Source organism: Mesorhizobium sp. BHbdii, assembly GCF_053848045.1.
Genome location: NZ_JBSPKX010000001.1, coordinates 766,166 through 792,301, shown reverse-complemented (window position 1 = coordinate 792,301; position 26,136 = coordinate 766,166). Strand labels below are relative to the sequence as shown.

At 63.3% G+C, this 26,136-nt stretch carries 28 protein-coding genes and 2 pseudogenes; 12 read left to right on the top strand and 18 right to left on the bottom strand.

Annotated elements, in window-relative coordinates; translation table 11 throughout:
* Positions 1 to 20: 20 nt before the first annotated feature.
* Complete coding sequence (gene msuE, locus ACWTU8_RS03830) at positions 21 to 572, bottom strand: FMN reductase (RefSeq protein WP_455847095.1); 552 nt, start codon at positions 570 to 572, stop codon at positions 21 to 23.
* A 234-nt stretch (positions 573 to 806) separates the two neighbouring features.
* Here msuE and ACWTU8_RS03825 point away from each other — a divergent pair, with 234 nt between their 5' ends.
* The gene (locus ACWTU8_RS03825) at positions 807 to 1,403 is read left to right on the top strand and encodes a DUF922 domain-containing Zn-dependent protease (protein ID WP_455847094.1); all 597 of its coding nucleotides are present in this window, start codon (positions 807 to 809) and stop codon (positions 1,401 to 1,403) included.
* 316 nt (positions 1,404 to 1,719) lie between these two features.
* Positions 1,720 to 2,033: pseudogene (locus tag ACWTU8_RS03820) on the top strand (endonuclease domain-containing protein).
* A gap of 51 nt (positions 2,034 to 2,084) precedes the next feature.
* On the opposite strand, the gene epmA reads toward ACWTU8_RS03820, so the two are convergent.
* Positions 2,085 to 3,131 carry an EF-P lysine aminoacylase EpmA gene (gene epmA, locus ACWTU8_RS03815; protein WP_455847093.1) on the bottom strand — a complete coding sequence of 349 codons (1,047 nt, stop codon included), beginning with the start codon at positions 3,129 to 3,131 and terminating at the stop codon, positions 2,085 to 2,087.
* A 129-nt stretch (positions 3,132 to 3,260) separates the two neighbouring features.
* Here epmA and efp point away from each other — a divergent pair, with 129 nt between their 5' ends.
* On the top strand, positions 3,261 to 3,827 hold the full coding sequence (gene efp, locus ACWTU8_RS03810) for an elongation factor P (RefSeq protein ID WP_029351194.1): 567 nt from the start codon (positions 3,261 to 3,263) through the stop codon (positions 3,825 to 3,827).
* A gap of 602 nt (positions 3,828 to 4,429) precedes the next feature.
* Here the strand turns inward: efp and ACWTU8_RS03805 are convergent.
* From ACWTU8_RS03805 to ACWTU8_RS03790, 4 genes are all read right to left on the bottom strand, one after another.
* The gene (locus tag ACWTU8_RS03805) at positions 4,430 to 4,696 is read right to left on the bottom strand and encodes a hypothetical protein (protein ID WP_455847092.1); all 267 of its coding nucleotides are present in this window, start codon (positions 4,694 to 4,696) and stop codon (positions 4,430 to 4,432) included.
* A 136-nt stretch (positions 4,697 to 4,832) separates the two neighbouring features.
* Positions 4,833 to 5,441, bottom strand: coding sequence for a DUF6456 domain-containing protein (locus tag ACWTU8_RS03800; RefSeq protein ID WP_127314722.1), 609 nt, complete (start codon positions 5,439 to 5,441; stop codon positions 4,833 to 4,835).
* An 85-nt stretch (positions 5,442 to 5,526) separates the two neighbouring features.
* Entirely contained in the window at positions 5,527 to 5,916 is a 390-nt protein-coding gene (locus ACWTU8_RS03795; protein WP_455847091.1) for a hypothetical protein, read from the bottom strand.
* 73 nt (positions 5,917 to 5,989) lie between these two features.
* Complete coding sequence (locus tag ACWTU8_RS03790; RefSeq protein WP_455847090.1) at positions 5,990 to 6,292, bottom strand: hypothetical protein; 303 nt, start codon at positions 6,290 to 6,292, stop codon at positions 5,990 to 5,992.
* 82 nt (positions 6,293 to 6,374) lie between these two features.
* Between ACWTU8_RS03790 and ACWTU8_RS03785 the strand changes: the two genes are divergently transcribed.
* On the top strand, positions 6,375 to 7,070 hold the full coding sequence (locus ACWTU8_RS03785; RefSeq protein ID WP_029351184.1) for an XRE family transcriptional regulator: 696 nt from the start codon (positions 6,375 to 6,377) through the stop codon (positions 7,068 to 7,070).
* A gap of 60 nt (positions 7,071 to 7,130) precedes the next feature.
* On the opposite strand, the gene ACWTU8_RS03780 is transcribed toward ACWTU8_RS03785, so the two are convergent.
* Positions 7,131 to 7,433: a hypothetical protein gene (locus tag ACWTU8_RS03780; RefSeq protein ID WP_029351182.1), complete on the bottom strand. Its 303-nt coding sequence runs from the start codon at positions 7,431 to 7,433 to the stop codon at positions 7,131 to 7,133.
* Between the two features lie 212 nt (positions 7,434 to 7,645).
* Between ACWTU8_RS03780 and ACWTU8_RS03775 the strand changes: the two genes are divergently transcribed.
* The 3 genes from ACWTU8_RS03775 to dinB all read left to right on the top strand — a co-directional run bounded on the left by ACWTU8_RS03775 (position 7,646) and on the right by dinB (position 10,127).
* Positions 7,646 to 8,014: a hypothetical protein gene (locus tag ACWTU8_RS03775; protein WP_029351180.1), complete on the top strand. Its 369-nt coding sequence runs from the start codon at positions 7,646 to 7,648 to the stop codon at positions 8,012 to 8,014.
* A gap of 82 nt (positions 8,015 to 8,096) precedes the next feature.
* Entirely contained in the window at positions 8,097 to 8,555 is a 459-nt protein-coding gene (locus tag ACWTU8_RS03770; protein ID WP_455847089.1) for a GNAT family N-acetyltransferase, read from the top strand.
* A gap of 330 nt (positions 8,556 to 8,885) precedes the next feature.
* Positions 8,886 to 10,127, top strand: coding sequence for a DNA polymerase IV (gene dinB / locus ACWTU8_RS03765; protein WP_455847088.1), 1,242 nt, complete (start codon positions 8,886 to 8,888; stop codon positions 10,125 to 10,127).
* Between the two features lie 134 nt (positions 10,128 to 10,261).
* On the opposite strand, the gene ACWTU8_RS03760 is transcribed toward dinB, so the two are convergent.
* The 3 genes from ACWTU8_RS03760 to ACWTU8_RS03750 form a co-directional block, all read right to left on the bottom strand.
* Positions 10,262 to 11,782 carry an FAD-dependent oxidoreductase gene (locus ACWTU8_RS03760; protein ID WP_455847087.1) on the bottom strand — a complete coding sequence of 507 codons (1,521 nt, stop codon included), beginning with the start codon at positions 11,780 to 11,782 and terminating at the stop codon, positions 10,262 to 10,264.
* 93 nt (positions 11,783 to 11,875) lie between these two features.
* Positions 11,876 to 12,769 (bottom strand): DUF2182 domain-containing protein, encoded by an 894-nt coding sequence (locus tag ACWTU8_RS03755; protein ID WP_455847086.1) that lies wholly within the window; start codon positions 12,767 to 12,769, stop codon positions 11,876 to 11,878.
* A gap of 8 nt (positions 12,770 to 12,777) precedes the next feature.
* Positions 12,778 to 13,410, bottom strand: coding sequence for a DUF1326 domain-containing protein (locus ACWTU8_RS03750; RefSeq protein WP_029351172.1), 633 nt, complete (start codon positions 13,408 to 13,410; stop codon positions 12,778 to 12,780).
* Positions 13,411 to 13,945: 535 nt separating this feature from the next.
* Between ACWTU8_RS03750 and ACWTU8_RS03745 the strand changes: the two genes are divergently transcribed.
* The gene (locus ACWTU8_RS03745) at positions 13,946 to 15,103 is read left to right on the top strand and encodes a sulfite oxidase (protein ID WP_455847085.1); all 1,158 of its coding nucleotides are present in this window, start codon (positions 13,946 to 13,948) and stop codon (positions 15,101 to 15,103) included.
* 215 nt (positions 15,104 to 15,318) lie between these two features.
* Here ACWTU8_RS03745 and ACWTU8_RS03740 read toward each other — a convergent pair whose 3' ends face one another.
* From ACWTU8_RS03740 to ACWTU8_RS03730, 3 genes are all read right to left on the bottom strand, one after another.
* Positions 15,319 to 16,209, bottom strand: coding sequence for a sigma-70 family RNA polymerase sigma factor (locus ACWTU8_RS03740; protein WP_455847084.1), 891 nt, complete (start codon positions 16,207 to 16,209; stop codon positions 15,319 to 15,321).
* 29 nt (positions 16,210 to 16,238) lie between these two features.
* On the bottom strand, positions 16,239 to 16,550 hold the full coding sequence (locus ACWTU8_RS03735) for a hypothetical protein (protein ID WP_455847083.1): 312 nt from the start codon (positions 16,548 to 16,550) through the stop codon (positions 16,239 to 16,241).
* Between the two features lie 459 nt (positions 16,551 to 17,009).
* Positions 17,010 to 17,369, bottom strand: a complete 360-nt coding sequence (locus ACWTU8_RS03730; protein WP_455847082.1) for a hypothetical protein — start codon at positions 17,367 to 17,369, stop codon at positions 17,010 to 17,012.
* Between the two features lie 22 nt (positions 17,370 to 17,391).
* On the opposite strand from ACWTU8_RS03730, the pseudogene ACWTU8_RS03725 reads away from it, so the two are divergent.
* Positions 17,392 to 18,054, top strand: a pseudogene (locus ACWTU8_RS03725) (LysR substrate-binding domain-containing protein); the annotation flags it as partial.
* Positions 18,055 to 18,151: 97 nt separating this feature from the next.
* Here the strand turns inward: ACWTU8_RS03725 and ACWTU8_RS03720 are convergent.
* The gene (locus ACWTU8_RS03720) at positions 18,152 to 19,207 is read right to left on the bottom strand and encodes a cation diffusion facilitator family transporter (RefSeq protein WP_455847081.1); all 1,056 of its coding nucleotides are present in this window, start codon (positions 19,205 to 19,207) and stop codon (positions 18,152 to 18,154) included.
* Positions 19,204 to 19,467: a metal-sensing transcriptional repressor gene (locus ACWTU8_RS03715; protein WP_455847080.1), complete on the bottom strand. Its 264-nt coding sequence runs from the start codon at positions 19,465 to 19,467 to the stop codon at positions 19,204 to 19,206. The genes ACWTU8_RS03720 and ACWTU8_RS03715 overlap by 4 nt, the downstream gene beginning before the upstream one ends.
* 287 nt (positions 19,468 to 19,754) lie before the next feature.
* On the opposite strand from ACWTU8_RS03715, the gene ACWTU8_RS03710 reads away from it, so the two are divergent.
* The 3 genes from ACWTU8_RS03710 to ACWTU8_RS03700 all read left to right on the top strand — a co-directional run bounded on the left by ACWTU8_RS03710 (position 19,755) and on the right by ACWTU8_RS03700 (position 21,813).
* On the top strand, positions 19,755 to 19,976 hold the full coding sequence (locus ACWTU8_RS03710) for a hypothetical protein (protein WP_455847079.1): 222 nt from the start codon (positions 19,755 to 19,757) through the stop codon (positions 19,974 to 19,976).
* 374 nt (positions 19,977 to 20,350) lie between these two features.
* Positions 20,351 to 21,001, top strand: coding sequence for a GntR family transcriptional regulator (locus ACWTU8_RS03705; RefSeq protein ID WP_455848377.1), 651 nt, complete (start codon positions 20,351 to 20,353; stop codon positions 20,999 to 21,001).
* A gap of 26 nt (positions 21,002 to 21,027) precedes the next feature.
* Complete coding sequence (locus ACWTU8_RS03700) at positions 21,028 to 21,813, top strand: pseudouridine synthase (RefSeq protein WP_455847078.1); 786 nt, start codon at positions 21,028 to 21,030, stop codon at positions 21,811 to 21,813.
* 78 nt (positions 21,814 to 21,891) lie between these two features.
* Here the strand turns inward: ACWTU8_RS03700 and ACWTU8_RS03695 are convergent, their stop codons facing one another.
* The 3 genes from ACWTU8_RS03695 to ACWTU8_RS03685 all read right to left on the bottom strand — a co-directional run bounded on the left by ACWTU8_RS03695 (position 21,892) and on the right by ACWTU8_RS03685 (position 25,982).
* On the bottom strand, positions 21,892 to 23,622 hold the full coding sequence (locus ACWTU8_RS03695; RefSeq protein WP_455847077.1) for a Na/Pi cotransporter family protein: 1,731 nt from the start codon (positions 23,620 to 23,622) through the stop codon (positions 21,892 to 21,894).
* Positions 23,623 to 23,706: 84 nt separating this feature from the next.
* The gene (gene pstS / locus ACWTU8_RS03690) at positions 23,707 to 24,801 is read right to left on the bottom strand and encodes a phosphate ABC transporter substrate-binding protein PstS (protein WP_455847076.1); all 1,095 of its coding nucleotides are present in this window, start codon (positions 24,799 to 24,801) and stop codon (positions 23,707 to 23,709) included.
* A gap of 437 nt (positions 24,802 to 25,238) precedes the next feature.
* A complete protein-coding gene (locus ACWTU8_RS03685) occupies positions 25,239 to 25,982 on the bottom strand; it encodes a 2OG-Fe(II) oxygenase (RefSeq protein ID WP_455847075.1) in 744 nt (247 codons plus the stop codon).
* Positions 25,983 to 26,136 lie beyond the last annotated feature (154 nt).

Below are 26,136 nucleotides of genomic sequence, written 5' to 3'. Positions count from 1 at the left end.
TGAGGGTCACTGGCCGGTGTTCAAGCGGCAAGACCGACGCTGCGTGGCACCGCCCGGCACGCTTCGGCGACCGCTTGCCTGGCGCGAGCATGGATGGCTTCGGACACCAGCACGCCGTTGTCGAAGTCCTTGTCGGAGGCGTAAATCGCGGTCGGCAGGGTCAGCGCCTCGAAGAAGCCGAACAGCGGCCGCAGCTGATGTTCGACCACCAGCGAATGACGATCGCCGCCGCCGGTCGCAGCAAGGATGACCGGCTTTCCCCTCAGGGATGACGGGTCGAGCAGGTCGAAGAAATGCTTGAAAAGCCCGGTGTAGCTGCCTTTGAAGGTCGGCGAGCCTACCACCAGGACATCGGCGCGCAGCAATCGCTCGACGATGTTTCTGGCCAACGGATCCAGATCGCAAACGCGCTTTGCCAGCGGGAACGACTGACCGAGATCCTCTAGGTCGAAAACGGTCGAGTCTGCACCGGTGCTGCTCGCCACCTCCGCGACGATGTGGCTGATAAGCGCCTTGGTCTTCGACGGACGGGTCAGGTTGCCTGACAGCCCCACCACCAGCTTTTTCGACATTTGGGCTCCTCGCAAAACGTTTGTGTGGGTTAACTCTAGTAAGTTTATAGAGATTAGTCAGAAAGAAGATTTCAAAACGAGCCCGCCAAGCGGATTGAGTTTGCGGCGCATCGCCGTCGATTGGTTCTTTCGACGCGAATGCGAACGCCGAGTTTGGCAAGGGCGCCTTGACCGCATTCCTGCCACGCGTTGATGATCTCAAGCGCACCAAAGCCATCGGCCCAGGGGATTCGCATGAAAACAGTCGTTCTGAAGTCTCTGCTCCTGGCCTGTTTGCTGGCATCGCCGGCGCAGGCGGGATGGAAGCCGGTCGAGATGGTCGAGACCTACGCCGTTTCAGGGCAGACCGGTCCCCAGCTCCATGCCTCGATGGGCGAGCGCGGGCCGATGATCGGCAAAAGCAAGGTCCGCGCCATGGCCTACACCAATTTCAAGCTGACCTGGGTCAGGGACTATCAGCGACAAGGCAATGCCTGCGTGCTGGTATCGGCGCGGCCGAAGCTCATCATAACCTACACCTTGCCCAAAACGTCCGGGCCGGTGCCGGCCGCCGTGCAGAAAAGTTGGGACGTTTTTGCCGCCGGCCTCGCCGCCCACGAAAAGGTGCATGGCGACATCATCGTCGATATGGTCCGCAAGATCGAGACGGCCACCATCGGCCTGTCCGTCCCCGACGATCCCGGGTGCGAAAAGATCAGGACCGAAATGACCAGGCGGCTCGCCGAACTCTCCCAGGCACAGCGGCAGGCAAGCCGCGATTTCGACCGGGTAGAATTCGCCCCGCGCGGCAATCTGCAGCAGCTCATCGTCGCTTTGCTAATGGGGCGGTAGGCAATGCGAAGTCCCACCGAGAGGAGAAGCAGTGAGGATGGAGCTCGAAATCAAGGCAAGGTTGGCGGGACAGCGCCCCCTCTGGTCCTGCCGGACATCTCCCCACTTGGTGGGAGATCGGCCGTCATCTTTGATTTCGCCAATCGTCAACCTCGTAAAAGAGGCGCTGTCGGCGGAACTGCCAATCTCCCCACTTGTGAGGGAGATGTCCGGCAGGACAGAGGGGCGCGCCGTAAAGCACCAATCTCAAAAGCAACCGAGCACTGACAATGCCTCACACGCGGTTGCCCCACGAAATCGCGCCAATGCCAAGTCGATGCGCAAAGTCATGACCGACGCCGAATTGAAGCTCTGGAATGAGCTTCGCGCGCATCAGCTGATGGGCTCGGGTTCCGGAGACAATTTCCGATCGCTGGTTACATCGTCAACTTTGCTTGCCCGGAAAAGGAACTTGTCGTCGAAGTCGATGGTTCGCAGCATGCCGATGCCAATGAAGGCGATGAGGCGAGGACAAAGCGTCTGGAACAAGACGGCTGGACCATCCTGCGCTTCTGGAACGATGACGTCATTCGTGACATTGACAACGTCTGCCAGCATATCGTCATCGAGGCCGGGCTGGACAGGCGCTGATCTTTGCCTTTGGCGTAGCGGCAGAGTCCCCCTCAGCCAATTCGCCTCGCCTCACAAACCCGCCATCGGCGTCCACATCACATCCTCGACCCGCATCGCCCCCGTCGCCAGCATCACCAGCCGGTCGAAGCCGAGTGCGGCGCCGCTTGCCTGCGGCATGATGGCGAGTGCGGAGAGGAAATCCTCGTCGATCGGATAGCGTTCGCCATAGACGCGCTCCTTCTCGTCCATCTCGATGGTGAAGCGCCGGCGCTGCTCGGCGGCGTCGGTCAGTTCGCCGAAGGCGTTGGCCAACTCGACGCCGCAGCAATAGAGCTCGAAGCGCTCGGCGGTCCTCGCATCATCTGCGCTCGGCCGGGCAAGTGCTGCCTCCGAAATCGGATAGCCGTAAAGGATGGTGGCGCACCCCAGCCCCAGCATCGGCTCGACCTTTTCCACCATTACCCGGCTGAACAGATCGGCCCAATTGTCGTCCGGTGCGGTGCGTAGGCCCGCCGCAACCAGCGCCGTGTACAACGCCTCACGATCAGTGCTGCCGTCGGCGGCGACCGTGGCCAGCAGGTCGATGCCGGCATAGCGCGCAAAAGCCTCGGCGACGCTCAACCGTTCCGGCTCGGCGAACGGATCGGCCTCGCGGCCGCGAAAGGAGAAACGTTTTGTGCCGGCCCGCTCGGCGGCCAGCGCGACAAGCCCAGCGCAATCCTCCATCAGGCGCTCATAGGTTTCATCAGCCCGGTACCATTCGAGCATTGTGAAGGACGGATGGTGCAAGGGGCCGCGCTCGCGGTTGCGATAGACGGCGCTCAGGCTGAAGATGCGCTTCTCGCCGGCGGTGAGCAGCTTCTTGCAGGCGAATTCCGGCGATGTGTGCAAATAGAGCGGCTGATGCTGCCCGTCGGGGCCGATCGCATCGGTGGCGAAGGCCGACAGATGCGCCTCGTTGCCGGGCGAGATTTGCAGCGCTGCCGTCTCCACCTCGACGAAGTCGCGGCGGGCAAACCAGTCGCGTAGGGCCGCAGTGATGGCATTGCGCAAGATCAGCCGCGGCCGCCGGTCGGCGTGAACATCAGGCGTCCACCAGGGCGAGGCGGCGGTCATGACCGGCGGATTTGCATGGAGGACTGGCGATTGTCGCCAAGATGCGCTAGGCCGCACGCGACGGCTCCCGCAGCCGATTTGCGCCAGTCGGCGCTCCCAGGCCAGTCAACACTCTTAGGAATGAAGCCCGTGAAGGTCATCGCCAGTTCCCTACGCAAAGGCAATGTCGTCGAAAAGGACGGCAAGCTCTATGTGATCCTCTTTGCCGAAAACATCCATCCCGGCAAAGGCACGCCGGTGACCCAGCTCGACATGCGCCGCATCTCCGATGGGGTGAAAGTCTCGGAGCGCTACCGCACCACCGAGCAGGTCGAGCGCGCCTATGTCGAGGAGCGCGAGCACACTTTCCTCTATCGCGATGGCGAGGGCTTCCATTTCATGAACCCGGAAAGCTACGACCAGGTCGCGGTGTCGGAAAGCGTGGTCGGCGAAATGGCGCCCTATCTCACGGAAGGCATGGCGGTGCAGATTTCGCAGCACAATGGCATCGCCATCTCGCTGGTGTTGCCGCAGCGCGCCACCTTCGAGGTGGTCGAGACCGAGCCGGTGACCAAGGGCCAGACGGCATCCTCGTCCTACAAGCCGGCGACGCTGTCCAACGGCGTGCGCACGCTGGTACCGCCGCACATTAGCGCCGGCACCCGCGTGGTGGTGATGACGGCGGACGGCGCGTATGTGGAACGCGCGAAGGATTGAGAGGCTGGGCAATGCGCGTCCAAGATGACGCTGTCGCGATAGGCGCCCGTGATGAAATTTGGCGCCAGGCGAGCGACAGGCGTTGCGTGCTGGAAGCCGACTGGACGCGCGGCGGCTAATAGCGGGAGCAAATCGCGTACACAGCTGCCAGATATGTGAGTGCAATCGTGACGTAGGAGACCGCGAGTTCGGCCACGATCGAGGAGATTTGAAGCAGCGTCACCTGAAAACCCTCTGTTAACCCTAACTCGCTAATACGCCTTAATCCTGTCTCTTAACAACCCCCAAAGTATATGGCGAGCGCTCGTTACGGCGCCTGATCGTCGCAAAATGCCGACGTAGAGGCAACCCACGATTGCCCCGTACCACGATGCGGGCCGGGACGAGCCTTCTTCACTGGACAGTGTAGCGGGGATTCAGCCAAGGATAAGACCCGCTATCAGAACCGTAAGGATCATCGACAGCGGAACGGCAAGAAGGCAGCACGCCTCCAAAGTGTTGATTTGCCAAGAGTTCATCGGGCGCTTCCCAGTTGGATTCCTGTCTAAACGGGCAAACCGGGACGGCAGTTCCACGGAAATGCCCGGCGTCATGCACGCCGCTCATCGTGCCGATCGGCGCCAACCCTCATTCCCGGTCATCCAGCGAGCGCGCGCCAGATGCGTCGCCCAAGCCCGGAATGCCCGTTCCGGCTCCTGCTCCGGATCAATGTGCAGAACGGTGTGGGCGACCTCACGCCAATCGGCCCCGTCCGCCGAAGCATCGAGCAGCCGGATGTAAGTCAGCATGCAGTGCTCGTCATAGGCGGTCAGCACCGAAGACGTCGGCGCCACGTCTGCGAAATGAGGGTCTAGCGGTGGCTTTGGCATTGCGATCTACCAGCAATGACGCACCGTAACAGGCCGTCGAGAAGCCCGCGCCCTTCAATTGGAGGACGCTGGCGGATCGAGGTTCGCCTCTAGCCTGATCGCCCATTGGTTCGGCGTCCCGCCGTCCGTTCGCGCCCTACCCCCGCGGCCGCCGCATCAGCATCATCCCGTAATGCACCGCCAACAAATCCAGCCCGACCTTGAGCAGTTTGGACACAACGTCCCGCGGCTCGCCCGTCTGTTCGGCGAGGCTCTTCACCGTTTCGCCATGGCAGCAGACTTTTTGCACCACGCCAGACACCTCCCAATGCGAAAGCGCCCTGGTGGCGTCGGCATAGGCGCGGCCGGCCGACAGAATGCGGTCGGCAACGCCGCCGCCGATGCGGCCGCCGTCGACGCGCTCAGTCAGCGCCATCGGCTTGACGCCGTCCTGTGCCGAGACGCGAAAATCCTCGCGGTACCGCATACCCGCCTCGCGCTGCTGGCGCGACAGCGAGGTGATGCCGGTCAGCGGGTCGACGTTGCGCACCCGCACGATGCCGCCGGTCGAGGTGTGGCCGTCATTGGAAACCTCATAGATGCGCCTCGCCTCCAGCGTGCCGGTCGCCAGCCGCTTGCGGCCGAAGGCGTCGTCCTTCAGCGCGAAATCATGACCGACCTCCTTGCGGATGCGCACCTGCTCGGCCTCGCCCTTTGCCAGTTTGGGCGCCTTCGGCGCCTTGACCTTGGCGGTCTTCTTGCTCATGGACAGTCTCCTCGTTTGATTGGCTGCCTTCGCAGAACCTGGGTTCCTCGCCCCACGTAGCGGGGCGAGGAACGCAAGACCCAGTTCACGCCGCATCCGCCAGAGCCGTAGGGCGATGGTCGCAGAAGCGCGCCGCGTGATAGGCGCAGTAGCTTTTCAGCGGCCGCGTGCGCAGGCCGCAGCACAGCATGTCCAGTGCCGGCCGGCTGCCGGGCGCGTCGTTCTCGGGATCTTCCTCCAGCGTCAGATCGAGCGGTGCGCGGCAGCGGTTGAACAGGCAGTCGATGAAGCGCATGGCCGCGACGTGCGGCTGGCGCCCGGCGGCAACGGGGCGCGGCGCCGGCAGCTTGAAGGCCTCGCCGTCGGGCCCGTGGATCTCGCGCACGGTCTGGCGCTGCGGCAGCCAGACCGGCGGCGCCAGCCTGGCCGGCGTGCGGGCGATGCTTTGCAATCCTGTGTCGGTATAGGCGGGCATGGTGTTCTTCCATTGAAAGGGTTGCGTAGACGCCGAAGCTGCCCCTCTCCCCGTTCACAGGGAGAAGGGGAGATCACCACCGGCGGCCAAGCTTCGCCTCGGCCGCCTCGCGGGTGGCGCCGGAAACCGCCCTGCCCGTGCGCCGGTCGAAGACAATGACCGTGCCATCCTCGGTGCGGATGCGCGAAAGGCCGGCGCGGCACTCGCGTGAGTTCGTGGCCGGAGCCGTGAGGGGAACGGCTCCGGCCGTTCCGGTCGCGTGCGATGACGGCAGGGCGACCGGAGCCGAGGCGCTAGCCTCGGGCTTCGTCCCGGCCGGGGAGGAGGACAGCCGGGACGGATGGGAAAACGAGATGGGGCAACGAGGCTTGTGCATGGCTGCATATAAGCATAACTCAAAAGGTTATGCAAGCCATTCTTTCATGGACGAAACCGATTCTTATGTTTCAGATGGCGCCATGGCGAAAACCTCATTGTCGATCAAGGTCGGAGCGGCGATCCGCAAGGCGCGCAAGCAGCGTGGCCTGGTGATGCGCCACATTGCCGAGCACAACGACACCGATGTCGCCGCCGTCGGCAATTGGGAAACCGGCCGCAACCTCCCAAAAACCGAGAACCTTTTGAAGACCGCCGCCTTCCTGCGCGTCGACCCGGTGGCGCTCGGCAAGGGCGAGGTCGTCTTCCTCGACGACGCCGACAATGTCGCCGACGCAGAGATCGTCACCGACGCCGCCCCACTGCCCGCCGGCCCGATGGACATCGAGCTTCTGGGTGCTGCGGTTGGCGGCGACGACGGCGACTTCACCTTCAACGGCGAGGTCGCCGGCTACGTCCAGCGCCCGCCCGGCATCGCCCATCTGCGCAAGGTGTTTGCGCTGCATGTGCTCTCCGACTCGATGGTGCCGCGCTACGAGCCCGGCGAGATGCTTTATTGCGGCGGCCGCGACGCCGTGCCAGGCGACCATGTGGTGATCGAGATGTTCCCCGAAGAAAACGAACGCAACGGCAAGGCCTTCATCAAGAAGCTTGTCAAGCGCACCGCTGCCGAGCTGGTCGTCGAGCAGTACAATCCGCCGAAGACGCTGACCTTCAACCGCTACGCGATCAAGGCCGTCTTCCGCGTCATCCCGCTCAAGGAACTGCTGGGGTATTAGGGGTCGCGGGTCCGCGCGCTCGCTTCTCCCCCTGTGGGGGAAGGTGGATCGGCGCGCCACTCAAGCCCGCCTGGATCTCTCCAGCGGAACCTCGCGCTCGCTGAGCATCCGCGCCTCGGCGCGGCGCCGCTGCTGCTCGTCGACGAATGCCGCCTGGATCACGACCGCTGCGCCCGGCAGGCCATCGGCGCGGCAAGCCGAGCAAATGAGGCGCCCCGAAAGGGACGCCAGCGGCGTCTGCGCAGTTACCCCGAAGCGCCTGAGCTCAGCCGGCTTCCACCATCTGTTGCGGCCGCAATCGATACACTCGACCGCGATCGAGACAACCTCGGCGATCGTCGCTTCCTTGCCCGGCAATGCCATTGCTCCTGATGCCTCATGTTCCTGTTTTGTTCGCAACATTATGGGTTTTTACCGAAGAGTCGAGTCGGATCCGCCCAACCCTGCGTAAAAGTTTAACTTGCGCACAGTTTTGAGTTATGCTTGTATATGATATACCGATGAATTCGCCGTGGACGTACGCATGGGCGGCAAGACCGGGCACCCGTTGCGGCCGCTCAGCCAAGGAAACCAGGATGGACGCCCTCTCCGCTCAATTCGCCCGTGATTGCGGCTATACCGGCGACAGCCCTGCCATGCTGGCAGCCTTCGCCGCCATCCGCCTCGACGGCATAGGCAAGGCCCGCCTGGGCCATGACCAGCGCAAGGCGGTGGTCGACCGGCTGAAGCACGGCGAGGCCTTGTTCCTGGCGGCGATCCGCCCGGCGCAGTCGGCCGAGGAGGCGCTCGAGGACGCCGCCCGCTTCATTGCGCTGTTCCGCAACATGCCGCGCTGGCGCCAGGAAAGACGCGGCGCCGATCTCGCCCGCGCCAGGCAGCAGCGGCTCCTGGCGCGCTTCTTCCGCCGCTATGGCCACCGCCTCTGGGCACGGCAGGCCGCGTAAGCCGGAGGTCGTCGACGCCATCGGCCGCGAATGGCTGGACCGCACTTGCCGTCGCCAAGCCCGCGCCGTATGTCGTCCCTCGATGAGCGAAATTGATTTCCGTCGCGCGCAAGCGCCCGATCTGCCGGCGATTGTCGCATTGCTAGCCGACGATGCGCTTGGCGCTGGTCGGGAAGACGCGTCGACGCCGCTCGCCCCCTCCTATCTCGATGCCTTCAGGGCAATCGATGCCGATCCCAACCAGCTGCTGGCGGTGGCCGTCGAAGCCGGGCAAGTGGTTGGAACCCTGCAGCTCAGCTTCATTCCGGGCATTTCGAGGAACGGCGCCTGGCGCGGGCAAATCGAAGGCGTTCGCGTTGCCCGGCACCGCCGGTCCGGCGGCGTCGGCAAACGCATGATCGAATGGGCGGTTGAAGAGTGCCGCTCGCGCAACTGCAGCTTCGTTCAGCTCACGGCCGACAAGAGTCGACAGGAGGCGCACGCTTTCTACGAGCGCCTCGGTTTCATCGCCAGCCATCTCGGCTACAAGATGGGGTTGTAGCACTCGATCGGCTGATTGCCGAGTCGGCGCCGCCCCTCATCCGCTTGCCGGCACCTTCTCCCCGTATGGTGACGGGGCGAAGGGGGCTGTCCGCAACATCGGCAGTTCCTGCGACGTTGGTGATTGGCGAAACCATCGACGAGAGCGTCCTTCTCCCGTCCCTACAGGGAGAAGTGCCTAGCAGGGCGATGAGGGGCAGCGCAAACCTGAAGCGATTGCCTTCCACCTGCCGTCCACGCTCCTTGACAATCCACGTACAATGTTCTCCCTTTGTTCCAAACCAAACCACCCTCGAGACAATGCGGCGACCTCCGCGGGCGAACGGGCCGGATGGAAGCCAACATCCTCCACGCTGATCTGGACGCCTTTTATGCCTCGGTCGAACAATTGCTCGACCCGGCCCTGCGCGGCAAGCCGATCGCCGTCGGCGGCGGCGTCGTGCTGGCCGCGTCCTACGAGGCCAAGGCCTTCGGCGTACGTGGCGGCATGCCGGGGCGGCGCGCGCGGGAACTCTGCCCCGATCTGATTTTCGTCGGCGGTCATTTCAAGGATTACCAGCGGCTCGGCGACGCGGCCATCAAAGTGCTTGGCGATTTCACGCCGGTGGTCGAGCGGATTTCCATCGACGAGGCCTTCGCAGACGTCACCGGCTGCACCCGTCTGTTCGGGCCGCCGGCCGAGATCGCCACAACCATCCGCCGCCGCGTGCGCGCCGAGCTCGGCCTGCCGATCTCGGTCGGCGTGGCGCGCACCAAGCATCTGGCCAAGATCGCCTCGCAAGTGGCCAAGCCCGACGGACTGGTGGTGGTCGATCCGCGCCACGAGCTCGAGTTCCTGCACGATCTGCCGGTTGAGCTGATGTGGGGCGTCGGTCCGGTCACCAGGGAGCGGCTGGCCGGCATCGGCGTCAACACCATCGGCGAGCTGGCGAAGACCAACGGTGGGTCGCTGGAGCGCCTGCTCGGCCCGGCGGCGGGCGCAAAGCTCAACGCGCTGGCCTGGAACCGCGATCCGCGCAAGCTCGAGACGCAGCGCCGGGCGCGATCGGCCGGCGCGCAGTCGGCGCTCGGCAGGAAACCGGCCGAGGAGGAAGTCTTCGTGCCGACCCTGCTGCATCTGGCCGACAGGGTCGCCACCAGGCTGCGGGCGAAATCGCGGCCCGGCCGTACGGTGACGGTCCGTGTCCGCTTCGCCGACCTGCGCTCGGTGACGCGTTCGATCACGCTCGACCAGCCGATTTCGGCAACCGCGATGCTGGCCGAGATCGCCGAGGCGCTGGTGCGCAAGGTGCTTGTCGATTATCCGCACGAAAAGACCATTTCGCTGCTGGCGATCGCCGTTTCGCATCTGGAAAAGCAACCGGGCCTGCAGCTGGAACTGCCGCTCGGCCTCGATGACGACCGCCGCCGCCCCGGCACAAGGAAGGGAGTGGCGCGCTGGACCGCCGACCGCGCCGTCGATAAGATCCGCGACCGCTTCGGCTGGGAGGCGGTCGGCTATGCCTCGGTCGCGCTCGGACTGTCGCGGTCGATTCCCGATGCCTTTCGCGAGCTGGCCGAAAAGGAGTTGTGAGCCGGTTTGGCCGGACCGATGCGATGCAGAAATTCCACTTCGCGCCCTCTTGAGCCTTCGCCATTGGCGCCGCGCAGGACCACTTGAGCGCAAGCGTCCCAGTCAGCCGAGGCGAATATTCGTCTCGAAGAGGGCTAGTCAAGCGAAGCCAGGGGCGACACGGCCGGTCCGTTCAAAGCCGTGCCGTCGATAGCAAAATGCGAGCCGTGGCAGGGGCAGTCCCAGCAGCGCTCGAGGGAGTTCCAATGGACATGGCAGCCGATATGCGTGCATGCGGCCGAGCGCTTGTAGACCGTGCCGTCGTCATCGCGAAACGCGGCGATTTTGGTGAGCCCTTCGCGGACGATGGCACCTTCTCCCGGTCGCAGCCTGTCGACGGAATCGATTTCGCCAGGCGCGATATACTCCGCAAAACTCTTGAGCGCTGTCGCATTCTCCGACAGATAATCGCCGATCGCGCCTGCCGTCTTGCGAGACGGCTCGTAAAGTTCGCGCCAGCGGCTTTCCCCCTTCAGAATCAGGTCGGAAATCAACAGGCCGGCGACGACGCCATGGGTAATGCCCTGGCCGGAATCCCCAGTCGCCACAAAGACGCGGCGGTTGCCAGGATTGCGGCCGATGAACCCCGCATAATCGACGGTCTCCATCACCTGCCCGGACCACCGGTTGGTTTCCACGCCGACATCAGGCACCAGCCTTTTGGTCCAGGCCGCCAGGGCCGCGAAGCGATCTCCGGCATCATCGGCCTGCCCTGTTTTGTGGTCTTCACCTCCGACGATCAGGAAGTCGGTCCGATCTTCGCCAGGCTGAAGCCGAACGTAGTGGTAAGGGTCTTCAGTATCCCAATACAGGGCATCCGGTATGGTATCGCGCGCGATCTCGAACGACATCGCGTAGGTCCGATACGGCGCTTGCTTGGTATGGAGGGCGACCCGATCGTTGATCGGCGAGTTGGTGGCGACAACGGCCGATTTGGCGGACACGGTAAAGCCTGAAACCGTGGTTGCGCGCACGCCGCGGTCAGTCTCCTCGACCTTTTCGACAACGGTATCGGCATAAAGCGCGCCGCCGCGCGAGCGGATGCCTGCGGCCAGCCCGCGGAGATATTTGATCGGGTGGAAGGTCGCCTGATTGGCGTATCGAAGGGCCTGCGCATCCGAAAAGCCTGCAAACGGCACACCCTTGGTCTTCTCGACGTCGACACCGATTTTCAGACCGGCGTCCAGCTCGCGCTTGATGTCGGATTGCTGCCTGCCGGAAGCCGGAAAGAGAAAGCCGTCGAGGCGTCGGAAATCGCACGCGATCCTCTCCGTCTCCTGGATTGATTGGATATGGTCGATAGCGGCCGACTGGCTTTGGTAATACATCCGCGCCAGGTCCTCACCGCGCAATTTGGTCAGTTCCGAAAAGTAGTCGTCGCAAATGGATGACAGGTGCGCGGTAGTGCGAGCCGTCATGCCGCTTCCAATCCGGCCGCGATCGACGACGGCCACCTTTTGCCCGGCGACGGCCAGTTCGTACGCGACCGACAGTCCGGCAATTCCAGACCCGACGACGACGACATCGACCTGTTCGCTCTGCCCGAGCGCGACCGCGTCGGGCGCTACTTCGGTCGCCGCCCAGAGGGATACAGTCCTTTCGTCGCTGACATTCATTGGCGGAACCTCCATCCCCAACATTCGGGTAAACGGATGCGAGGAGTCAAAGTTCCTCACGCCTTTGAATGCCGACATAGGCGGCCCTGGTCGTCAGACCAAAAGCGTTGCGCTGCCCAGGGCGATCAGGGCGATGCCGGCTGCCCGGCCAACCCACTGGCCGGCAGGAAACAGCTTTTCAGCCAGCACCAGAATAGCGAGCCCGGCAACCCACACCAGATTCATGATGCCGCCCACGAACAACAACGCCATTAGCATCCAGCAGCATCCGACACAAAACGCCCCATGCAACGCGCCCAAACGCAGCGCGCCAACTGCGTGGGGACGCCAGTGTCGGGCAAGGAACGCGGTCGGTGCCCGGCAATGCGACAGGCAGGCGTTCTTGAGCGGCGAGAGCTGATACAGGCCCGCGGCGATCAGGACGATGCCGGAAAGCCAGCGGCTCTGCGAACTCATCATCGTCGCGGAAACGAAGGCATCGCGTTCGAGCAGCCAATGCAACGCGGTGGCCACGACGGCAAACCCCAGCCAAACCAGGAGGTAGCCTGCCATAAACACGCCGGTGGGCGCGAGCTTGTCCTGGATCTGACCCTGTGCGAGCGCATGGCGATGCACGCGCGCATAGAGCAGGATAGTCGGCGCCGCACTCGGGGACATCATGGCAACCATCATGACCCACCACATAGCGATCATCAGCGCCCAGATCGCCGGCCCCCAGGCCCGCGGTTCGGCTGCCATGGGCATCGCGCTCATGTCCATGCCGGGCATGTCCATGCCGGGCATATCCATGCCAGACATATCGGAGGTCACGTCGGCAGTTTGCTGGTGGGGGAATAGCGCGAGCCTCGTCATCTCCCACGCATTCATGCCGAGCCCTGCACCCGCGACGATATAAAGCCAGGCCAGCAGGCACAGCGCCACCACGCCCGCAATCGTGATGACGCGGTCGCGTCTGAGCAGCCGTTCCAGTGGCGACCCGCCGTCCATGTGGCGCCTCAGGCCCGCACCACCCCGTGATTGTTGAGATGCAGCCGGGCGAACTGGCCGTAACTGTCCTTCATGTTCACCTGAACCGGCCCGCTGGTTGTGCTCGAAGCGCTGCCGATCTCGGCGACTGCATATTCGAAGCCGTTCGGCAACACGATCTGAGCGCGCGAGTCCGCGCCCGTCACCTTGTTGCGGATCGGTTCGCCGACGGTTTCGATGTAGTCCTTGACGAAGATGCGGCCCCTGCGGCCGTCGATATCGAGGTCGAGATCGATCTTGGTGAAAACCGGCTCATTCATTTTTGTTACGGTTGACGCGTAGACGGCGAACATCGTCGCGAACGGGTCGGTGTCCTGGCCGGTCATGATGCGCAGCAGCGCTTGACGCTGCCGGTCGGTTGCATTCTCATCAACGAAGGCGATGGCTTCGCCATTGCCTTCGTGGATCGCGCCCGGCCATTTGAAGATCGCGGCGATCCGAAGGCCATCGAGAGCGGTCTCGCCATGATGACCTTCGTCGATCTGGATGCCCGCCACCGCATGGCAATGGCCTTTGTCGGGCAGCGCATTGAATTGGCAGTTGCAGCCATATTCGCAGGTACAATTGACGAGTTCGCGTCCCTTGATTTCCCAAGACGTCATGCTGTCCTCCCTGATATCGAAATATTAGACCATCAACATACACCTGCGCGGGCCGCACTGCCATCCTGTCGCGCCATGGGAGACGGCAGCCCATCCCGCCTTCTCGCTGAATAATGGGTGAACGTGCGCCTTGAAGATCGTGAGGCCGACATCGGAACGGCAGAAATGCGGTCGGACCGGGCCTTTCCGACCGCACCCGCGAAGGTCCGGAAACGACCCCGAAAGCGGTCGTTTCCGATAGCAACCCGAGCAGCAAACGGTTTTGGCAGGACTGGAAAAATCGGTCTCGAATGCTGCAATCATCACAGGTCCCGTCCAGGTTGTGGACACGTCCTTCTCAAAGGCGCACTCTTAGCGTGCGAAACGCGAGCTGGTGTTTCGTCCAATGCTTCACATGCTTGACTTGCGTCGGTGATTGTCTGACCTGTCCGGATACTTCCGGGTCGGCAGACCTCACATTGTGTCGCTATCCGTGATCAGGCTACGGCCTAAGGCACGTTACAGCCCGTTCCGGATCAATTGGGAGGTAAACAACATGCCTGATTTTCAGCGCAGAGAACTCCTTGTTCAAGGAAGCGCGGCTCTTGCCGCAATTGCTGCTCTCTATACCTCGCGTCGGGCTTACGCTTTTCCAACACGGCCGAGCGAGGAAGTTATTCCGTGGCTGGATCAGCCGACCGAAAATCCCGATCCGGTCGGTATCCAGAAGCAGCTTGTCTGGGAGGATTTGGATAGCTGGATAACTCCAAACGACAAGTTCTTCAGCATCTCGCATTTCAATCGACCAACGATCGACGAGAAGACATGGTCGATGGAGATCGGAGGCCTGGTGAAGAAGCCATTAAAATTAACGCTCGCCGACATCAGGGCGCGACCGCGGCAGGAGGTCGTTTTCACAGTGGAATGCTCGGGCAACCACGGTTTCCCCTTTTTCACCGGCGGCATCGGCAATGCCCGTTGGGCAGGGACGCCGCTCGCCCCGATCCTCGAGGAAGCCGGCATTCTGGAGAAGGGCATCGAGGTCGTTTTTTTCGGTACTGACAAAGGCGAGGTCGCAATACGCGACGTGAAGATGAAGCAGAACTTCGCTCGCAGCATGTCGCTCGACGATGCGATGAATCCCGACAATCTCCTCTGCTATGAAATGAACGGAGCGGCCTTGCCGGCGGCCAATGGTTTCCCGCTGCGGCTCATTGCTCCGGGCTGGTACGGGATCGCCAACGTCAAGTGGCTGGATCGCATCGAGGTTCGCGACACCCGCTTCATGAGCCTTCTGATGGCGCGTGACTATGTCACCATCCGGGAGGAAGACCACAACGGCGAGACCGTCTGGGCCGAGACCTCGGTCGGCCGAGCGCTAATAAAGTCCGCGCCTGCGAAGGTCACCCGGAAAGACTCAGACTACCGCGTCATTGGGGCTGCCTGGGGGGCGCCGATCGAGCGGGTCGAAGTGCAAATCGATCAAGGGCCTTGGGCACCAGCGACCATTGACCACAGTGAGGAGGCCGAGCACGCCTGGAAGATCTGGTCCCTGGACTGGGCAAGTCCCGCTCCTGGAGAACACACGGTGACCTCGCGCGCGGTCAGCACCACGGGACAAGTTCAACCGGCAATGGACGATCCCTTGATTGCCAAGAAACACACATACTGGGAAAGCAATGGCCAGGTGACGCGTCGCGTGCGTGTCGACTAGAGCATTTTGCAGCCAAAATGGGATCATTTGGCGTCGGCATAAATGCCGCAAAACATATAGTTAGAGCGAGTTACCGGTTCCAAGAGAACCGGAACCGCTCTAGACACTTGCAGCCATGTGGCAATTACGTTCGGGTCACCAGGGAGTGAAGGCTGCTTGATCCGAAAGCTGGCACCGACTCCATATCGAGCGGACAGGTGTGGGTCGTAGATCCCTCACCCGTCCACGATGCTGATCTCCGCATCGACCAGGCACCAGGGTGCGTAGCGGAAATCGCGGATCTGGACCACCCGCTCGTCCTGCCATTCGACCAGCATGAAGCCGCGCACGGCGCCGTCCGGCTCCTGCGGGTTGCGGATCAGGATCGCCGGCCTTCTATCGACGAAGCCCAGCGACAGCGCCCAGTCGCTGATGCGGTCGTAATTGCCGAAATAGGTTGACACTTCGGCCTTGCCGCGCAGGCGGAGGCGGCTGACGAGTTCGAGCTGGATATCCTCGGCGATCAGCGCCCTGACCGCGTCGAAGTCGCGCGCGTTGAACAGATCGACATAGCGGCGCAGCCGCCGCTCGTCATCGGCGCCGAGCTTAGGCGCGGCGACGTGTTCGGGCTCGGCTGCCAGCACGCGCAGCTGTGCCCGCCCGCGATGCAGCGCCGCCTTGGTGGCGGCGAGCGTGGCGCCGGTCACCTCGCAGGTCTCGTGCAGGGAAAGGCCGAGCACGTCGACCAGGATCACGGCGCTGCGCTGCGCCACCGAAAGCTGCATGAAGCTGCGCAGGCCGGTCGCCGCGGCGATCCTGCTGTCGGCGCTGCCGGAAGGATCCTCGATGGTGGTCATGTCGGTCTCGCTCATGCGCGACCTTTCCCGATGGCGCCGGCGCAGATGGTCCTGCGCGGCATTATGGGCTATGCGAAACAGCCATTGCTCGGGCCGCTCGACCGCCATGCTGCCGTCGACCGCCTGCAGCGCCTTCAGCAGCGTTTCCTGCACGATGTCCTCGCCGTCGATCACCGAGCCGGCCATTCGGGCGCAGTAGCGGTGCAGTTTGGGGTGTAGCTCGGCGAGCATCGCCTCCAGCGCCGGCCGATCGAATTTCCGTGAGATCATGGCGTTCCTTCGGCCCTGGCGCGGTCGCTCTATCCGGCTTTGCCGTCCTCAAGCACATGGTAGTTGCCGATGATTTTGGCAGGCGATCGTTTGACCGGGGTCGAACGTCGCTCCGCATGGTTCTGCGTGAACGCCTCGAACGCCGCAAGCCCGGTCAACGCGGATGGTTCATTTCCCTCGCCGACGACGTGGATGAACTCACCGTCGTCCAGTTCGAGCACCAGATAGCGCACGCTCTGCGGCGCCGTCTCATCCAGCGCCTCGAACACCCTTGCCACCAGCGCGCGGTTCTCTTCCAGCCCGGTGTCTTTCACGCTGTAGCGAATGAGTTTGTAGGCCATGGTTCGTCTCCTGATTGGTTGGTCTCAGCAGAAGACGACCGGAGTTACCGAAAAGATTCTCGGCTCAGCATAATTCTTTTCGGCCGCCCGCGTCGTTCTTGCCTGTCGGCGGCTGCGCGGCAACTATCAAGGGAGAGGAGAACCGATCATGCTAGTCCAGTTGCCGGTATTCGACCAGGACCGCGCCAGGGCGTTCTACACCGGGCGTTTCGCCTGCCAGGTCCCGGCCAACGAGAAGATGGGCGATAGTGGCCGGCGCTGGATCGAGGGATCTCGTCGAACACCCGGCCGGCGACCTACCGAATGCTTGCCAGGTTCGAGGGGCCGAGTGTGAGCGTCATGACCGGCCTGCACCGCGGGTGCCGATCACGATGCGACGGTCGGGTTCCTGCAACTGTGACAGTGTGAGTCGGCTGAGGCCGGAAGTCCTCCTGCCATCACTAAGGTTCGCATGAATGGTTAAGCGGCAGCGCGCAGCTTCGTCACGATACGCTCGACCGCGGCTGTCAGCGATGTCGTGCCACGCCAATGTTCGGTTCCGGCCTGGCGCGTGAAGCGGCCGTTTGCAATGCCTTCGTACATGCCGAGCAGGGCGGCGGTAACCTCCGCGGTGAGCCCCGCCTCGGCCAGGACCGCTTCGCGCTGCTCCGGCGGCACGAGCACCGGCTCGACCGGACGGCCAAGAACCTTCGCAAAGGCAGCCGCCACATCGCTGGCGCTCCAGTCTTCGGGCCCGGCCAGTTCCACGATGCGCGTTCCAGCCCAGTTGTGGGACATCAGCCGGGCGGCGGCGCGCCCGACATCGGTCGTGCTGACCATGGGAATTTTCCGGTGGGCGGCGCTGCGCAGGACCCTGGCGGATATCGCTACGATGCTGGGGGCGAATCCGTTCGACCCGGCAACGGCAACCGGTCATGTGCGGCTGCTGATGATGGATCTTGAGACTGCCGCGTTGGCGCCTCATCTGCTTGCTCGTCTCACCGTCGAGGCGCCGGCGCTCGGCCTGGACATTCTGCCGCCCAGCGCAACGGCGATCGAAGCACTGGAGGAGGACGCCGTGGACGCACTCGTCGGCGTGGTCGACGATGCGCCCGCGGGCATCCGCCGGCGCGGCCTCTATCAAGACCGCTTTGTCACGCTGATGCGTGCCGGGCATCCCGCAGCGAACCATGAGCTTACGCTCGACCGATTTCTTGAATTGGGTCATATCGTGGTGAGCGTCACCGGCATTGGACCAGCGTTCGTCGACGTGGCGCTCGCTGGTGTGGGCCGCCGACGACGGGTGAGCGTGCGCGTACCGAGCTTCCTTGCAGCAGTGGAAATCGCCGCCCGCTCCGACCTGATCATGACGCTGCCGTCGAGCCTGGCGCAGATGGTGGGCGGACGTTTTGTCTCGCTGCCCCCGCCGCTTGATCTCGGCAGCTTCACGATGAGCCTTCTCTGGCACGCGCGCCACCAGGACGAACCTCGGCACGTCTGGTTGCGGCGTAGCATCGCTGCCGCGGCAACAGCGCTGAGCGCGCCCGGCGCATCCATCGCCGAAGGCAGCGTCGTCCGCAGCCTGCGGGCAGTGCTCCTTGAGGAAGTGGATGATGCTGAGCCTAACGGAAACGAGCCGGTCGAAGTGATCGTTGGTGCCTGTCATGTTCGCCGTGAGCATGATCCGCATCCGCACTCGCCAATCTGATATTGGCAGCCGCAAGCGCCGGCATGTGCTCGAACAGCTCGTCTTCCAGGGCTGCCGTGAGCTTTTTCGCTTCGGAGACCGGCAGGTTTTCTTCGACGGCGATGGCAATGTCGGCGTGCAGCTTGTGACCGACCCACCGCGCCTTGGCCTCGACAATGCAGGCTCCAGGCACATGCGCGGCAGCATGGTGGATTTCGCCGATGACGTCAGGCTCTATACCGTCAAGCATGCGGGTCAACACCGAGCGGGCCGACTGCCAAACGATGCCGAAAATGGCAAGCGTGATGAGCAGGCCGACAATCGGGTCGGCCAGCGGAAAACCGAGCCAGACCCCGAGCGCCCCGATGACCACGGCAAGGCTGGTCAGGCCGTCGGTGCGGGCATGATAGCCGTCGGCAATGAGTGCGGCGCTGTTGATTTCTCGGCCGACGCGGATGCGGAACACCGCGACGGCCTCGTTGCCGAGAAAGCCGACAACGCCTGCCGCCGTCAGCCAACCAAGGTGCGTCACCATTCGTGGATTTATCAAACGGTCTATAGCCTGATAGCCGGCGACGATAGCGCTGAACAGGATGATCCCGACAATGATGATCCCGGCCAAGTCCTCGACCCGGCCAAGGCCGTAGGTGAAGGTCGGCGACGGCTTACGCCGGGCCAGCATGAAGGCGATCCACAACGGAATGGCGGTGGTGGCGTCACCGATGTTGTGGATCGTGTCGGCCAGCAGCGCCACGCTGCCCGACAGGACCACCACGACCATCTGCGTCGCCGCGGTGATTGCCAGGATGACGAACGACCATTTTATCGCCCAGATACCCCGGTCGGTCGTCGCTATGGTCGCATCGATGACCCCGTGGCTATGCCCATGCGAGCCGTGGTCGTGGCCATGCGCCCCGTGATCGTGTGAGCCGAAACCGAGCCAGTCGAGAATGCGAGCGCCGAGACTGCTCACAGGTATTTGACTGTTCACAGGTATTTCGCCAGTTGCTTGAGCTCCGCCAGCGAGTCGCCGCTCGCTTCGGCGGTGTCGGTCAGGCAGTGCTCGATATGATCGTGGATCAGTTCGCGCTTTGCGCTGCTGATGGCGCTTTCCACGGCATGGAGCTGCTGCGCCAGGTCAACGCAAGGACGATGCGCCTCGAACATGGAAAGCACCGCCGCAAGGTGGCCTTGCGCACGCTTCAGACGCTTCACGATAGCGGGATGCGAACGGTGGACGCCTTCGGACATGCCTGCTTCTGTATCCTCCCCGGGAGGATAGAGTCAATCTTTCTGAGCCCATCTTTGCACTGTGTTCCTATCGGTTGAAGAAAAACCGTCAGCGCGTCCAGCGACCTGCCACCTTCTTGCAGGTAGCCCGCCGGCCGGCCCGTATTATTTCGTGACCGTGTTGCGCTGGAACCTTCCCTCGCACCACGCGTTCGGGGCGCTGTATTCGCGATGCCTTATATTTAGGCAAGGCGACGGCGAATACCGGCGGGGAGGCAAAAGCATGGGTTGGGGAGGAGCATATTGTCATGTCGAACCGTGAAATTGGAACGTCCCACGCATTGGGGCTGCGTGTCGCTGACCTCAAAGCCAGGATGCAAAGCGCCCGAATTACCGGGCACGAGATGAAAACCTTTCAGAAGGTCGCCGCCGTCATGGGAGGAGGTGAAGGCTCCCTGCGGCTCGATGCCGACGACCTGATTGCCGCGTCTTTCGTCGTCGAGACGCTGGACGACCCCAGGTCGAATTGACGATCGTGGTGCCTCGGCGATCAGCCAGGCACCACGTCGGAGCCAGGGAAGCGGCGCGTCCGAGGCAGGCGACCGCTTTCCTGACCGCAAAATCTCCTGGCGCTCGGCTACCGAGACGGGGTTCCGTCCGGTAGAGCGCCAGGAATTTTCAAACACGCGGATGGCAGCGGAACCGAAGCCGCGCAGCAGGGCTCGCCGGCCGGCTGGCCCACGATCCGCGTCAGAAGCGGCGTGACGCGGCATCACCGGCACCCGTCCATACACGCTGGGATACTCGTATACGAGAATCCACATATCCACCCTAGCTGCTTTCTGTTAGGCAAGGCCCGCAGGATAGCAGGGAGAATGGTTTGCGCGGACTTGGCGACGGCTTGATGCAGAAGCCGCTGACGGTGGCGGAGCAAGTGGCGAATGTGCTGCGCGAATCGATTGCCGAGGGCAGCCTGGCGGCCGGCACGCCGCTGCGCCAGGACGATCTGGCCGAGCGGTTTGGCTTCAGCCGCATGCCGGTCCGCGACGCGCTTCGCCAACTCGAAGCCGAAGGCATCGTGTCGATCCATCCGACCAAGGGCGCGCATGTCGCCAGGATGGACGCTGCCGAGATCAGGGAGATCTTTGCGGTCCGCGCCCTGCTCGAAGGCGAAGCGCTGCGGCTCTCGGTGCCGAAGCTCGGCAAGGAGAAGCTCGACGAGGCCGGCTATGTGCTCAACCGGATCGATGCCGAGCCGAATGTCGGTCGCTGGGGATCGCTGAACCGTGGCTTTCACCTGGCGCTTTACAGCGCCTGCGGCAACGCCCGGCTGCTCGGCCTCATCGAAGCCCACCACAATGCGGCCGACCGCTACGTTCGCGTTCTCCTGTCCAACCTCAACTATCGCAGCCGCTCGCAGTCGGAGCACCTCGACCTGTTGACGACCTGCCGCCATCGCGACGCCGAGGCCGCCGTTCGCGTCTTGAAAGAACACCTCGGCGACGGCATGGAAACGCTCGCCCAGGCTGGAGATGGGCTGGCGGGAAGGTCCTGACCTTGCCGGAACGCTCACGCAAAACGATGACGCCACGACCGAACGTCGGCCGGCAACGCCCCTCGCCCAGCGCCGGGGCCAGTCCTCCCGGAGTGAGACCCGCGGGCGTCAGCCTTTGCCGGGCGCTGTCGAAACTCGGCCTGTGCTCGCGCAAGCAGGCGGAGCTGCTGGTCGCCGAAGGGCGCGTTCGGGTCGCCGGCAAAGTCGTGCGCAGCGGCTCGATGCGCGTCGATCCCGGCCGCGACCGCATCGAGGTCGACGGCAGCCGGGTCGTCGCCGAGCGCAAGGTCTACCTGATGATCAACAAGCCGCGCGGCCTGGTCACCACCCGCGACGACCCGCAGGACCGCGGCACCGTCTATGACTGCCTGGCAGAACTCGACCTGCCCTTCGTGTCGCCGGTCGGCCGCCTCGACAAGGCCAGCGAAGGCCTGCTTTTGATGACCAACGACACGCGCTTTGCGCAGCGCCTGCTCGACCCCGCCTCGCACGTCGCCAAGATCTATCACGTGCAGATCGGCGCCCTGCCCGACGAGGCCATGCTGGCGCAGTTGCGCGCCGGCGCAACGGTCGACGGCGAGGATTTGACGGCGCGGTCGATCGACATCCTGCGCAGCGGCACCAGCACTGCATGGCTCGAAATCACCCTCGACGAGGGCCGCAACCGCCATATCCGCCGCCTGCTCGGCGCCTATGACATGGAAGTGCTTCGCCTTGTGCGGGTGGCGATCGGCCCATTGCAGCTCGGCGACCTTGCCAAGGGCAAGGCACGCCACCTCACGGCGGAAGAGCTGGCGATGTTTCAGGCCTGAGCGAAGACGCATCGCTCTCCCTTCTCCCCTTCTTGTGGGAGAAGGGAAAGGGGCGGCCCTGTCGCCAGGCCTTGACCGTTACTCGGCCGGAACCGGGCTGAGGCCGATATCGCCCATCGAGTGCGGCTTGGCCTCCCTGCGTGCCGAGGCACGAGCGAGCACGCTCTGCCGGTTGACCGATTTGCGCTCGGCATCGATGCGTTGGATCAGGATTTCGGCGCGTTCGATGGAACCGAGCAGGGCCAGGATCGTGCCGCGTTCAGCGGCGCCGGCATTCGGTCCGAGCGCCAGCGTGCGGGCGCGCAGTTCCTCGACCTCCGGGAGATCGATATGGCCGGCCGGCAGATTCGGGTCGGAGATGCCGTAAGTCGGCAAGATCTCCCGCAGCGAAGCATCGAGCTTGCTCAACGCGACGTCGACGATGGCCTGCGCCGGGCTGCTGAACTTCTCACGCCTGACGCGGCGCGCCACCTGATGCATCGATTCCGTCAGGGCAGCCGTGAAGTCGGCTTCCTCGATCAGGCTGGCGATCAGATCAAGCTGGTCGTAAGGCAGATCCTCCTTCATCAGCTCGGCGGTGTAAGCACGGATATCGCGGCTGAGGATGTCGGTTGCGAGATAGTGCTCGCCCGGATCCGACGGCGCCTTCTTGGACGAGCGTGCGATGTCGAGGAACATGGCGCCGGCCTGGAGGTGGCGAGCCGTCTCCTGCTGAACGGCGGGAACGGCCTTGGCAAAATCGCCCGCCAGCTTGCGGTCGAGGAATCTCGGCGTCGAGAAATCCTCCGTGTCGTCGGCATCCGTGTGACCGACACGCGACAGAACCCGCTCGAACACACCGATGAACGGGAACAGCAACAATGTATTGAAGATGTTGAAGAAGGTCGAGTAAAGGCCGACCGCCACCGGCACCAGGGGAAAGGTCTCCTTGCCGTCGACGATCACCGGAACGGCGGGATCGCCACCGAAGAACTGCATGGCCCATTCCAGGACCTGCATGGAGACGAAGAACAGCGGGATGGTGATGCACACGCCGATGATGTTAAACGAGATGTGCGCGTAAGCGGTCCGCTTGGCGTTCTTCGAAAGATTGAGCGAAGCCATCCACGAGGTGATCGTGGTGCCGAGATCGGCGCCGAGCGAAAAGGCGACGGCGGTGGTCCAGTCGAGAATGCCAGCGGCGCCAAGACCCATCACAATGCCGATCGTCGCCGAGGACGAATGGATCATGGCGGTCACGCCGGCGGCGATGAACACGCATTTGAGAAGGTTGAGATAGGAGTCGGCCGTGAGGGTTTGCAGCAAGGCCATGACTTCGGGCAGGTTGCGTAGCGGACGCAGGCCGCCGGTCATCAGGTTGAGGCCATAGAAGATCAGCGCGAAGCCCATGCCGGCGAGCGCTATGTTCTTGACCTTTTCGCTTTTGGAGAAGCAATAGACCAGCGAGAACACGCCGGCCAGGATCAATCCGAGCGGACCGAGCGGCAGGGCGATGAGCCCGTTGCCGAGCGTGGTGCCGATATTGGCGCCCATGATCACGCTGATTGCCGGTCTCAAGGCGATGACGCCGGCATTGACCAGGCCGACGACCATGACGCTCATCGCGGTCGACGACTGGATGACGCCGGTGATCAGCGTTCCTGCCAGCACGCCCTTGATCGGCGTTCCGGCGGCTTTGGCGAGAAAGGCGCGCATCCGGTTGACCGAAAGCGCCTGAATGCCGTTTGCCATGAAATCGAGGCCGAGCATGAAGATGCCCAACCCGCCGATCACCGGCACGAGGATGTCCTTGAAGATATCGATGTCCATGTCACGCAGTCCCCAACAAGCCGTTACCACGGCGCGATATGACGTTCAGTTCAGGTGCTGCGCGAGGCAGCCTGGCTCTGTCGCTCAGTTTCCGACGGGCTCCTGCCTTGCCCAGTACTGTTCGATCTGGTCGACGAGCGTCTCCGGCAGAGGCACATAGCCGAGCCCTGCGGCATCGCCCGCACCTTGTGTGAAGGCGAGCCGGAAAAGGTCGTGCACGCGGCGATAGTGATGTTCCGAACGGCCCGAGACCTGAACGATCGCGAACACCGCGGTGCTGATCGGATAGGCGGCATCGCCGTCTCGATCGGTCAGCGAAGCGAAGAAATCGGTCGTTTGCGCCCAGTCGATGGATGTCGCGGCAGCCTGCACGCCCGCCGGCTCCGGCTTGACGAACTTGCCGGATTTGTTCTCGATCAGCGCGTAGGAAAGGCTTGCGCGCTGGGCCTGGCCGGATTCGGCATAGGCGATCGCGCCCTGAGTGTCATGCACGGCTCGAATGAGGTCCTGTGTGCCTTCGGCATCGGCGCCGAGCGGCCACGAGATCAGCGTATTGGCGCCGTATTTGGTCTTCCACTCGTCGCTGACCGCCGACAGATACTCCGTGAAGACAAAGGTCGAGCCGGAGCCATCCTTGCGGTGAAGGACGCTGATCCTGAGATCGGGCAGCGCCAGACCCGGATTCACCGCCTTGATAGCGGGATCGGACCATGACTGGATCTTGCCCAGATAGATGTCGGCCAGAAGCGGCCCCGTCAGGCGAAGGCTTCCCGGGCCGATGCCGTCGAGATTGACGACCACGGCGATGGCGCCTATCACGATCGGAAACTGCTGGCGGCCGGCCTTCTTGAGTTCGGCGGCGTTGATCGGCGCATCCGTCGCGGCAAAGTCCATGTCCGGCTGATCGAGACGCAGGACGCCGGCGAGCGAGCCGACGATTTCATAGTCAACCTTCCAGTCGGGCGAGATATAGTCGCCGCCATCCGCGCGGGCGTTCTCGTAGGCCGTTGCCCATTTGCCGATGATCGGGGCAGCCAGTGTCGATCCGGCGCCGCGAATGGGCTCGGCCTGTGCAGCGGCCCCGATCATCAAGGCAACAGCGAGCGTGATGGCGCCACGTGATCCCGTTATTTTCGCCCATTTGCGCCGTAATAACGCAAAGCTTGCTGCAAACATCATGGCGACCCCCGACTATACTGCGCAAAAAAATAGTACTTTTCAGTCTTGGCAGATATCAACAGTCATCCGCCCGGCGAACGAACGCCGGCAGGGAAACAACATCGCTCATCGTATGAACCTTGGTTAACGATTGGATGACAGAGATCTTTGTGGGTAAAACTTTTTTATTTTGGATTTGCTGCGATCGCTTGTCCCGCCGGTCGCTCGGACTCCTATGAAGAATTGGGGATCCGATGGACTGGAACCCAACGTTGCGCCTCGCGCGGCTCACCCTTCTCCCTTGTGGGAGAAGGTGTCGCCGAAGGCGACGGATGAGGGGTGTTCCAGCTTGGCAACGACGGCGCTCCGTCCAACACCCCTCAACCGTCTTGGCGCTGCGCGCCAATCCACCCTCTCCCACAACAAGGGGAGAAGGGAGAAGGAAGTCTACAACACCTTTACTTCGCGTCGTGGAAGATAATGCCGACGGTGTGGCGCAGGCCGGAGCGAAGCCGGCTGACGCCGTGCCTGAGATTGACGCGGTAGCTGCCTTTGCTGCCCTGGACCGGACGATTGTGGACCGCGAAGGCGACGGCATCGCCCTGGCGTAGCGGCACCACCTCGGCGCGGCTCTGCATGCGCGGGCGCTGTTCGGTCAGCACGAACTCGCCGCCGGTGAAGTCCTCGCCGGGTTCGGACAGCAGGATCGCCACCTGCAGCGGGAAGGCAACATCGCCGTAGAGATCCTGATGCAGGCAGTTGAAGTCGCCGGCAACGTATTGCAGCAGAAGCGGCGTCGGCCGCGTCTGGCCCTGCTCGTGGCATTGCTTAAGGAACGCGGCGTGTTCGTCCGGGTAGCGCTGGGCGATGCCCATGCGCTCGTTCCACTCGTTGGCGACCGCTGCAAGGCGCGGATAGAGCGCGGTGCGCAAGCCGCCGATCAGCTCGGGCAAGGGGTAGCGGAAATAGCGGTACTCGCCCTTGCCGAAGCCGTGCCGCGCCATGTGAACATGGCTGCGGAAATGGCTTTCGTCGGGATAGAGCCCGGCGATCTCTCGGCACTCCTGCGGTGTCAGCAGCTTTTCCATCACGGCGCAGCCGTAGCCGCTCATCTCCTCGGCCAGTGCCTGCCAATCATATCCGGCGACCCGCGCTTCCGCCGATCGGACCGCTGCTTTCGAACCTATCGAATGAATGGTCATGGCTTTGCCTCCTCTGGCTTCATCGGCTTCTGCAATCAGATGGGTGAAGCAGCGCACGCAAACCACCCGTTTCATGCCAATGGGGTTAGGCACAGGATTGGAGCTGCCGATCTCCCCTTGCGGGCGAGATGTCGGCAGGACAAGGGGGGCGAAG

What these genes read in the sequence shown, in the direction of transcription:
- ACWTU8_RS03740 (WP_455847084.1), bottom strand. Translation starts at nt 16,209, where the DNA reads ATGATCTCACGGAAATTCGATCGGCCGGCGCTGGAGGCGATGCTCGCC.
- ACWTU8_RS03710 (WP_455847079.1), top strand. Translation starts at nt 19,755, where the DNA reads ATGTCGAACCGTGAAATTGGAACGTCCCACGCATTGGGGCTGCGTGTC.
- ACWTU8_RS03770 (WP_455847089.1), top strand. Translation starts at nt 8,097, where the DNA reads ATGAGCGAAATTGATTTCCGTCGCGCGCAAGCGCCCGATCTGCCGGCG.
- epmA (WP_455847093.1), bottom strand. Translation starts at nt 3,131, where the DNA reads ATGACCGCCGCCTCGCCCTGGTGGACGCCTGATGTTCACGCCGACCGG.
- ACWTU8_RS03705 (WP_455848377.1), top strand. Translation starts at nt 20,351, where the DNA reads ATGCAGAAGCCGCTGACGGTGGCGGAGCAAGTGGCGAATGTGCTGCGC.
- ACWTU8_RS03695 (WP_455847077.1), bottom strand. Translation starts at nt 23,622, where the DNA reads ATGGACATCGATATCTTCAAGGACATCCTCGTGCCGGTGATCGGCGGG.
- msuE (WP_455847095.1), bottom strand. Translation starts at nt 572, where the DNA reads ATGTCGAAAAAGCTGGTGGTGGGGCTGTCAGGCAACCTGACCCGTCCG.
- pstS (WP_455847076.1), bottom strand. Translation starts at nt 24,801, where the DNA reads ATGATGTTTGCAGCAAGCTTTGCGTTATTACGGCGCAAATGGGCGAAA.
- ACWTU8_RS03805 (WP_455847092.1), bottom strand. Translation starts at nt 4,696, where the DNA reads ATGCCAAAGCCACCGCTAGACCCTCATTTCGCAGACGTGGCGCCGACG.
- ACWTU8_RS03800 (WP_127314722.1), bottom strand. Translation starts at nt 5,441, where the DNA reads ATGAGCAAGAAGACCGCCAAGGTCAAGGCGCCGAAGGCGCCCAAACTG.
- ACWTU8_RS03790 (WP_455847090.1), bottom strand. Translation starts at nt 6,292, where the DNA reads ATGCACAAGCCTCGTTGCCCCATCTCGTTTTCCCATCCGTCCCGGCTG.
- ACWTU8_RS03795 (WP_455847091.1), bottom strand. Translation starts at nt 5,916, where the DNA reads ATGCCCGCCTATACCGACACAGGATTGCAAAGCATCGCCCGCACGCCG.
- ACWTU8_RS03825 (WP_455847094.1), top strand. Translation starts at nt 807, where the DNA reads ATGAAAACAGTCGTTCTGAAGTCTCTGCTCCTGGCCTGTTTGCTGGCA.
- ACWTU8_RS03775 (WP_029351180.1), top strand. Translation starts at nt 7,646, where the DNA reads ATGGACGCCCTCTCCGCTCAATTCGCCCGTGATTGCGGCTATACCGGC.
- ACWTU8_RS03735 (WP_455847083.1), bottom strand. Translation starts at nt 16,550, where the DNA reads ATGGCCTACAAACTCATTCGCTACAGCGTGAAAGACACCGGGCTGGAA.
- ACWTU8_RS03685 (WP_455847075.1), bottom strand. Translation starts at nt 25,982, where the DNA reads ATGACCATTCATTCGATAGGTTCGAAAGCAGCGGTCCGATCGGCGGAA.
- ACWTU8_RS03755 (WP_455847086.1), bottom strand. Translation starts at nt 12,769, where the DNA reads ATGGACGGCGGGTCGCCACTGGAACGGCTGCTCAGACGCGACCGCGTC.
- ACWTU8_RS03730 (WP_455847082.1), bottom strand. Translation starts at nt 17,369, where the DNA reads ATGGTCAGCACGACCGATGTCGGGCGCGCCGCCGCCCGGCTGATGTCC.
- ACWTU8_RS03780 (WP_029351182.1), bottom strand. Translation starts at nt 7,433, where the DNA reads ATGGCATTGCCGGGCAAGGAAGCGACGATCGCCGAGGTTGTCTCGATC.
- ACWTU8_RS03750 (WP_029351172.1), bottom strand. Translation starts at nt 13,410, where the DNA reads ATGACGTCTTGGGAAATCAAGGGACGCGAACTCGTCAATTGTACCTGC.
- ACWTU8_RS03715 (WP_455847080.1), bottom strand. Translation starts at nt 19,467, where the DNA reads ATGTCCGAAGGCGTCCACCGTTCGCATCCCGCTATCGTGAAGCGTCTG.
- dinB (WP_455847088.1), top strand. Translation starts at nt 8,886, where the DNA reads ATGGAAGCCAACATCCTCCACGCTGATCTGGACGCCTTTTATGCCTCG.
- ACWTU8_RS03745 (WP_455847085.1), top strand. Translation starts at nt 13,946, where the DNA reads ATGCCTGATTTTCAGCGCAGAGAACTCCTTGTTCAAGGAAGCGCGGCT.
- ACWTU8_RS03700 (WP_455847078.1), top strand. Translation starts at nt 21,028, where the DNA reads ATGACGCCACGACCGAACGTCGGCCGGCAACGCCCCTCGCCCAGCGCC.
- ACWTU8_RS03785 (WP_029351184.1), top strand. Translation starts at nt 6,375, where the DNA reads ATGGCGAAAACCTCATTGTCGATCAAGGTCGGAGCGGCGATCCGCAAG.
- ACWTU8_RS03760 (WP_455847087.1), bottom strand. Translation starts at nt 11,782, where the DNA reads ATGAATGTCAGCGACGAAAGGACTGTATCCCTCTGGGCGGCGACCGAA.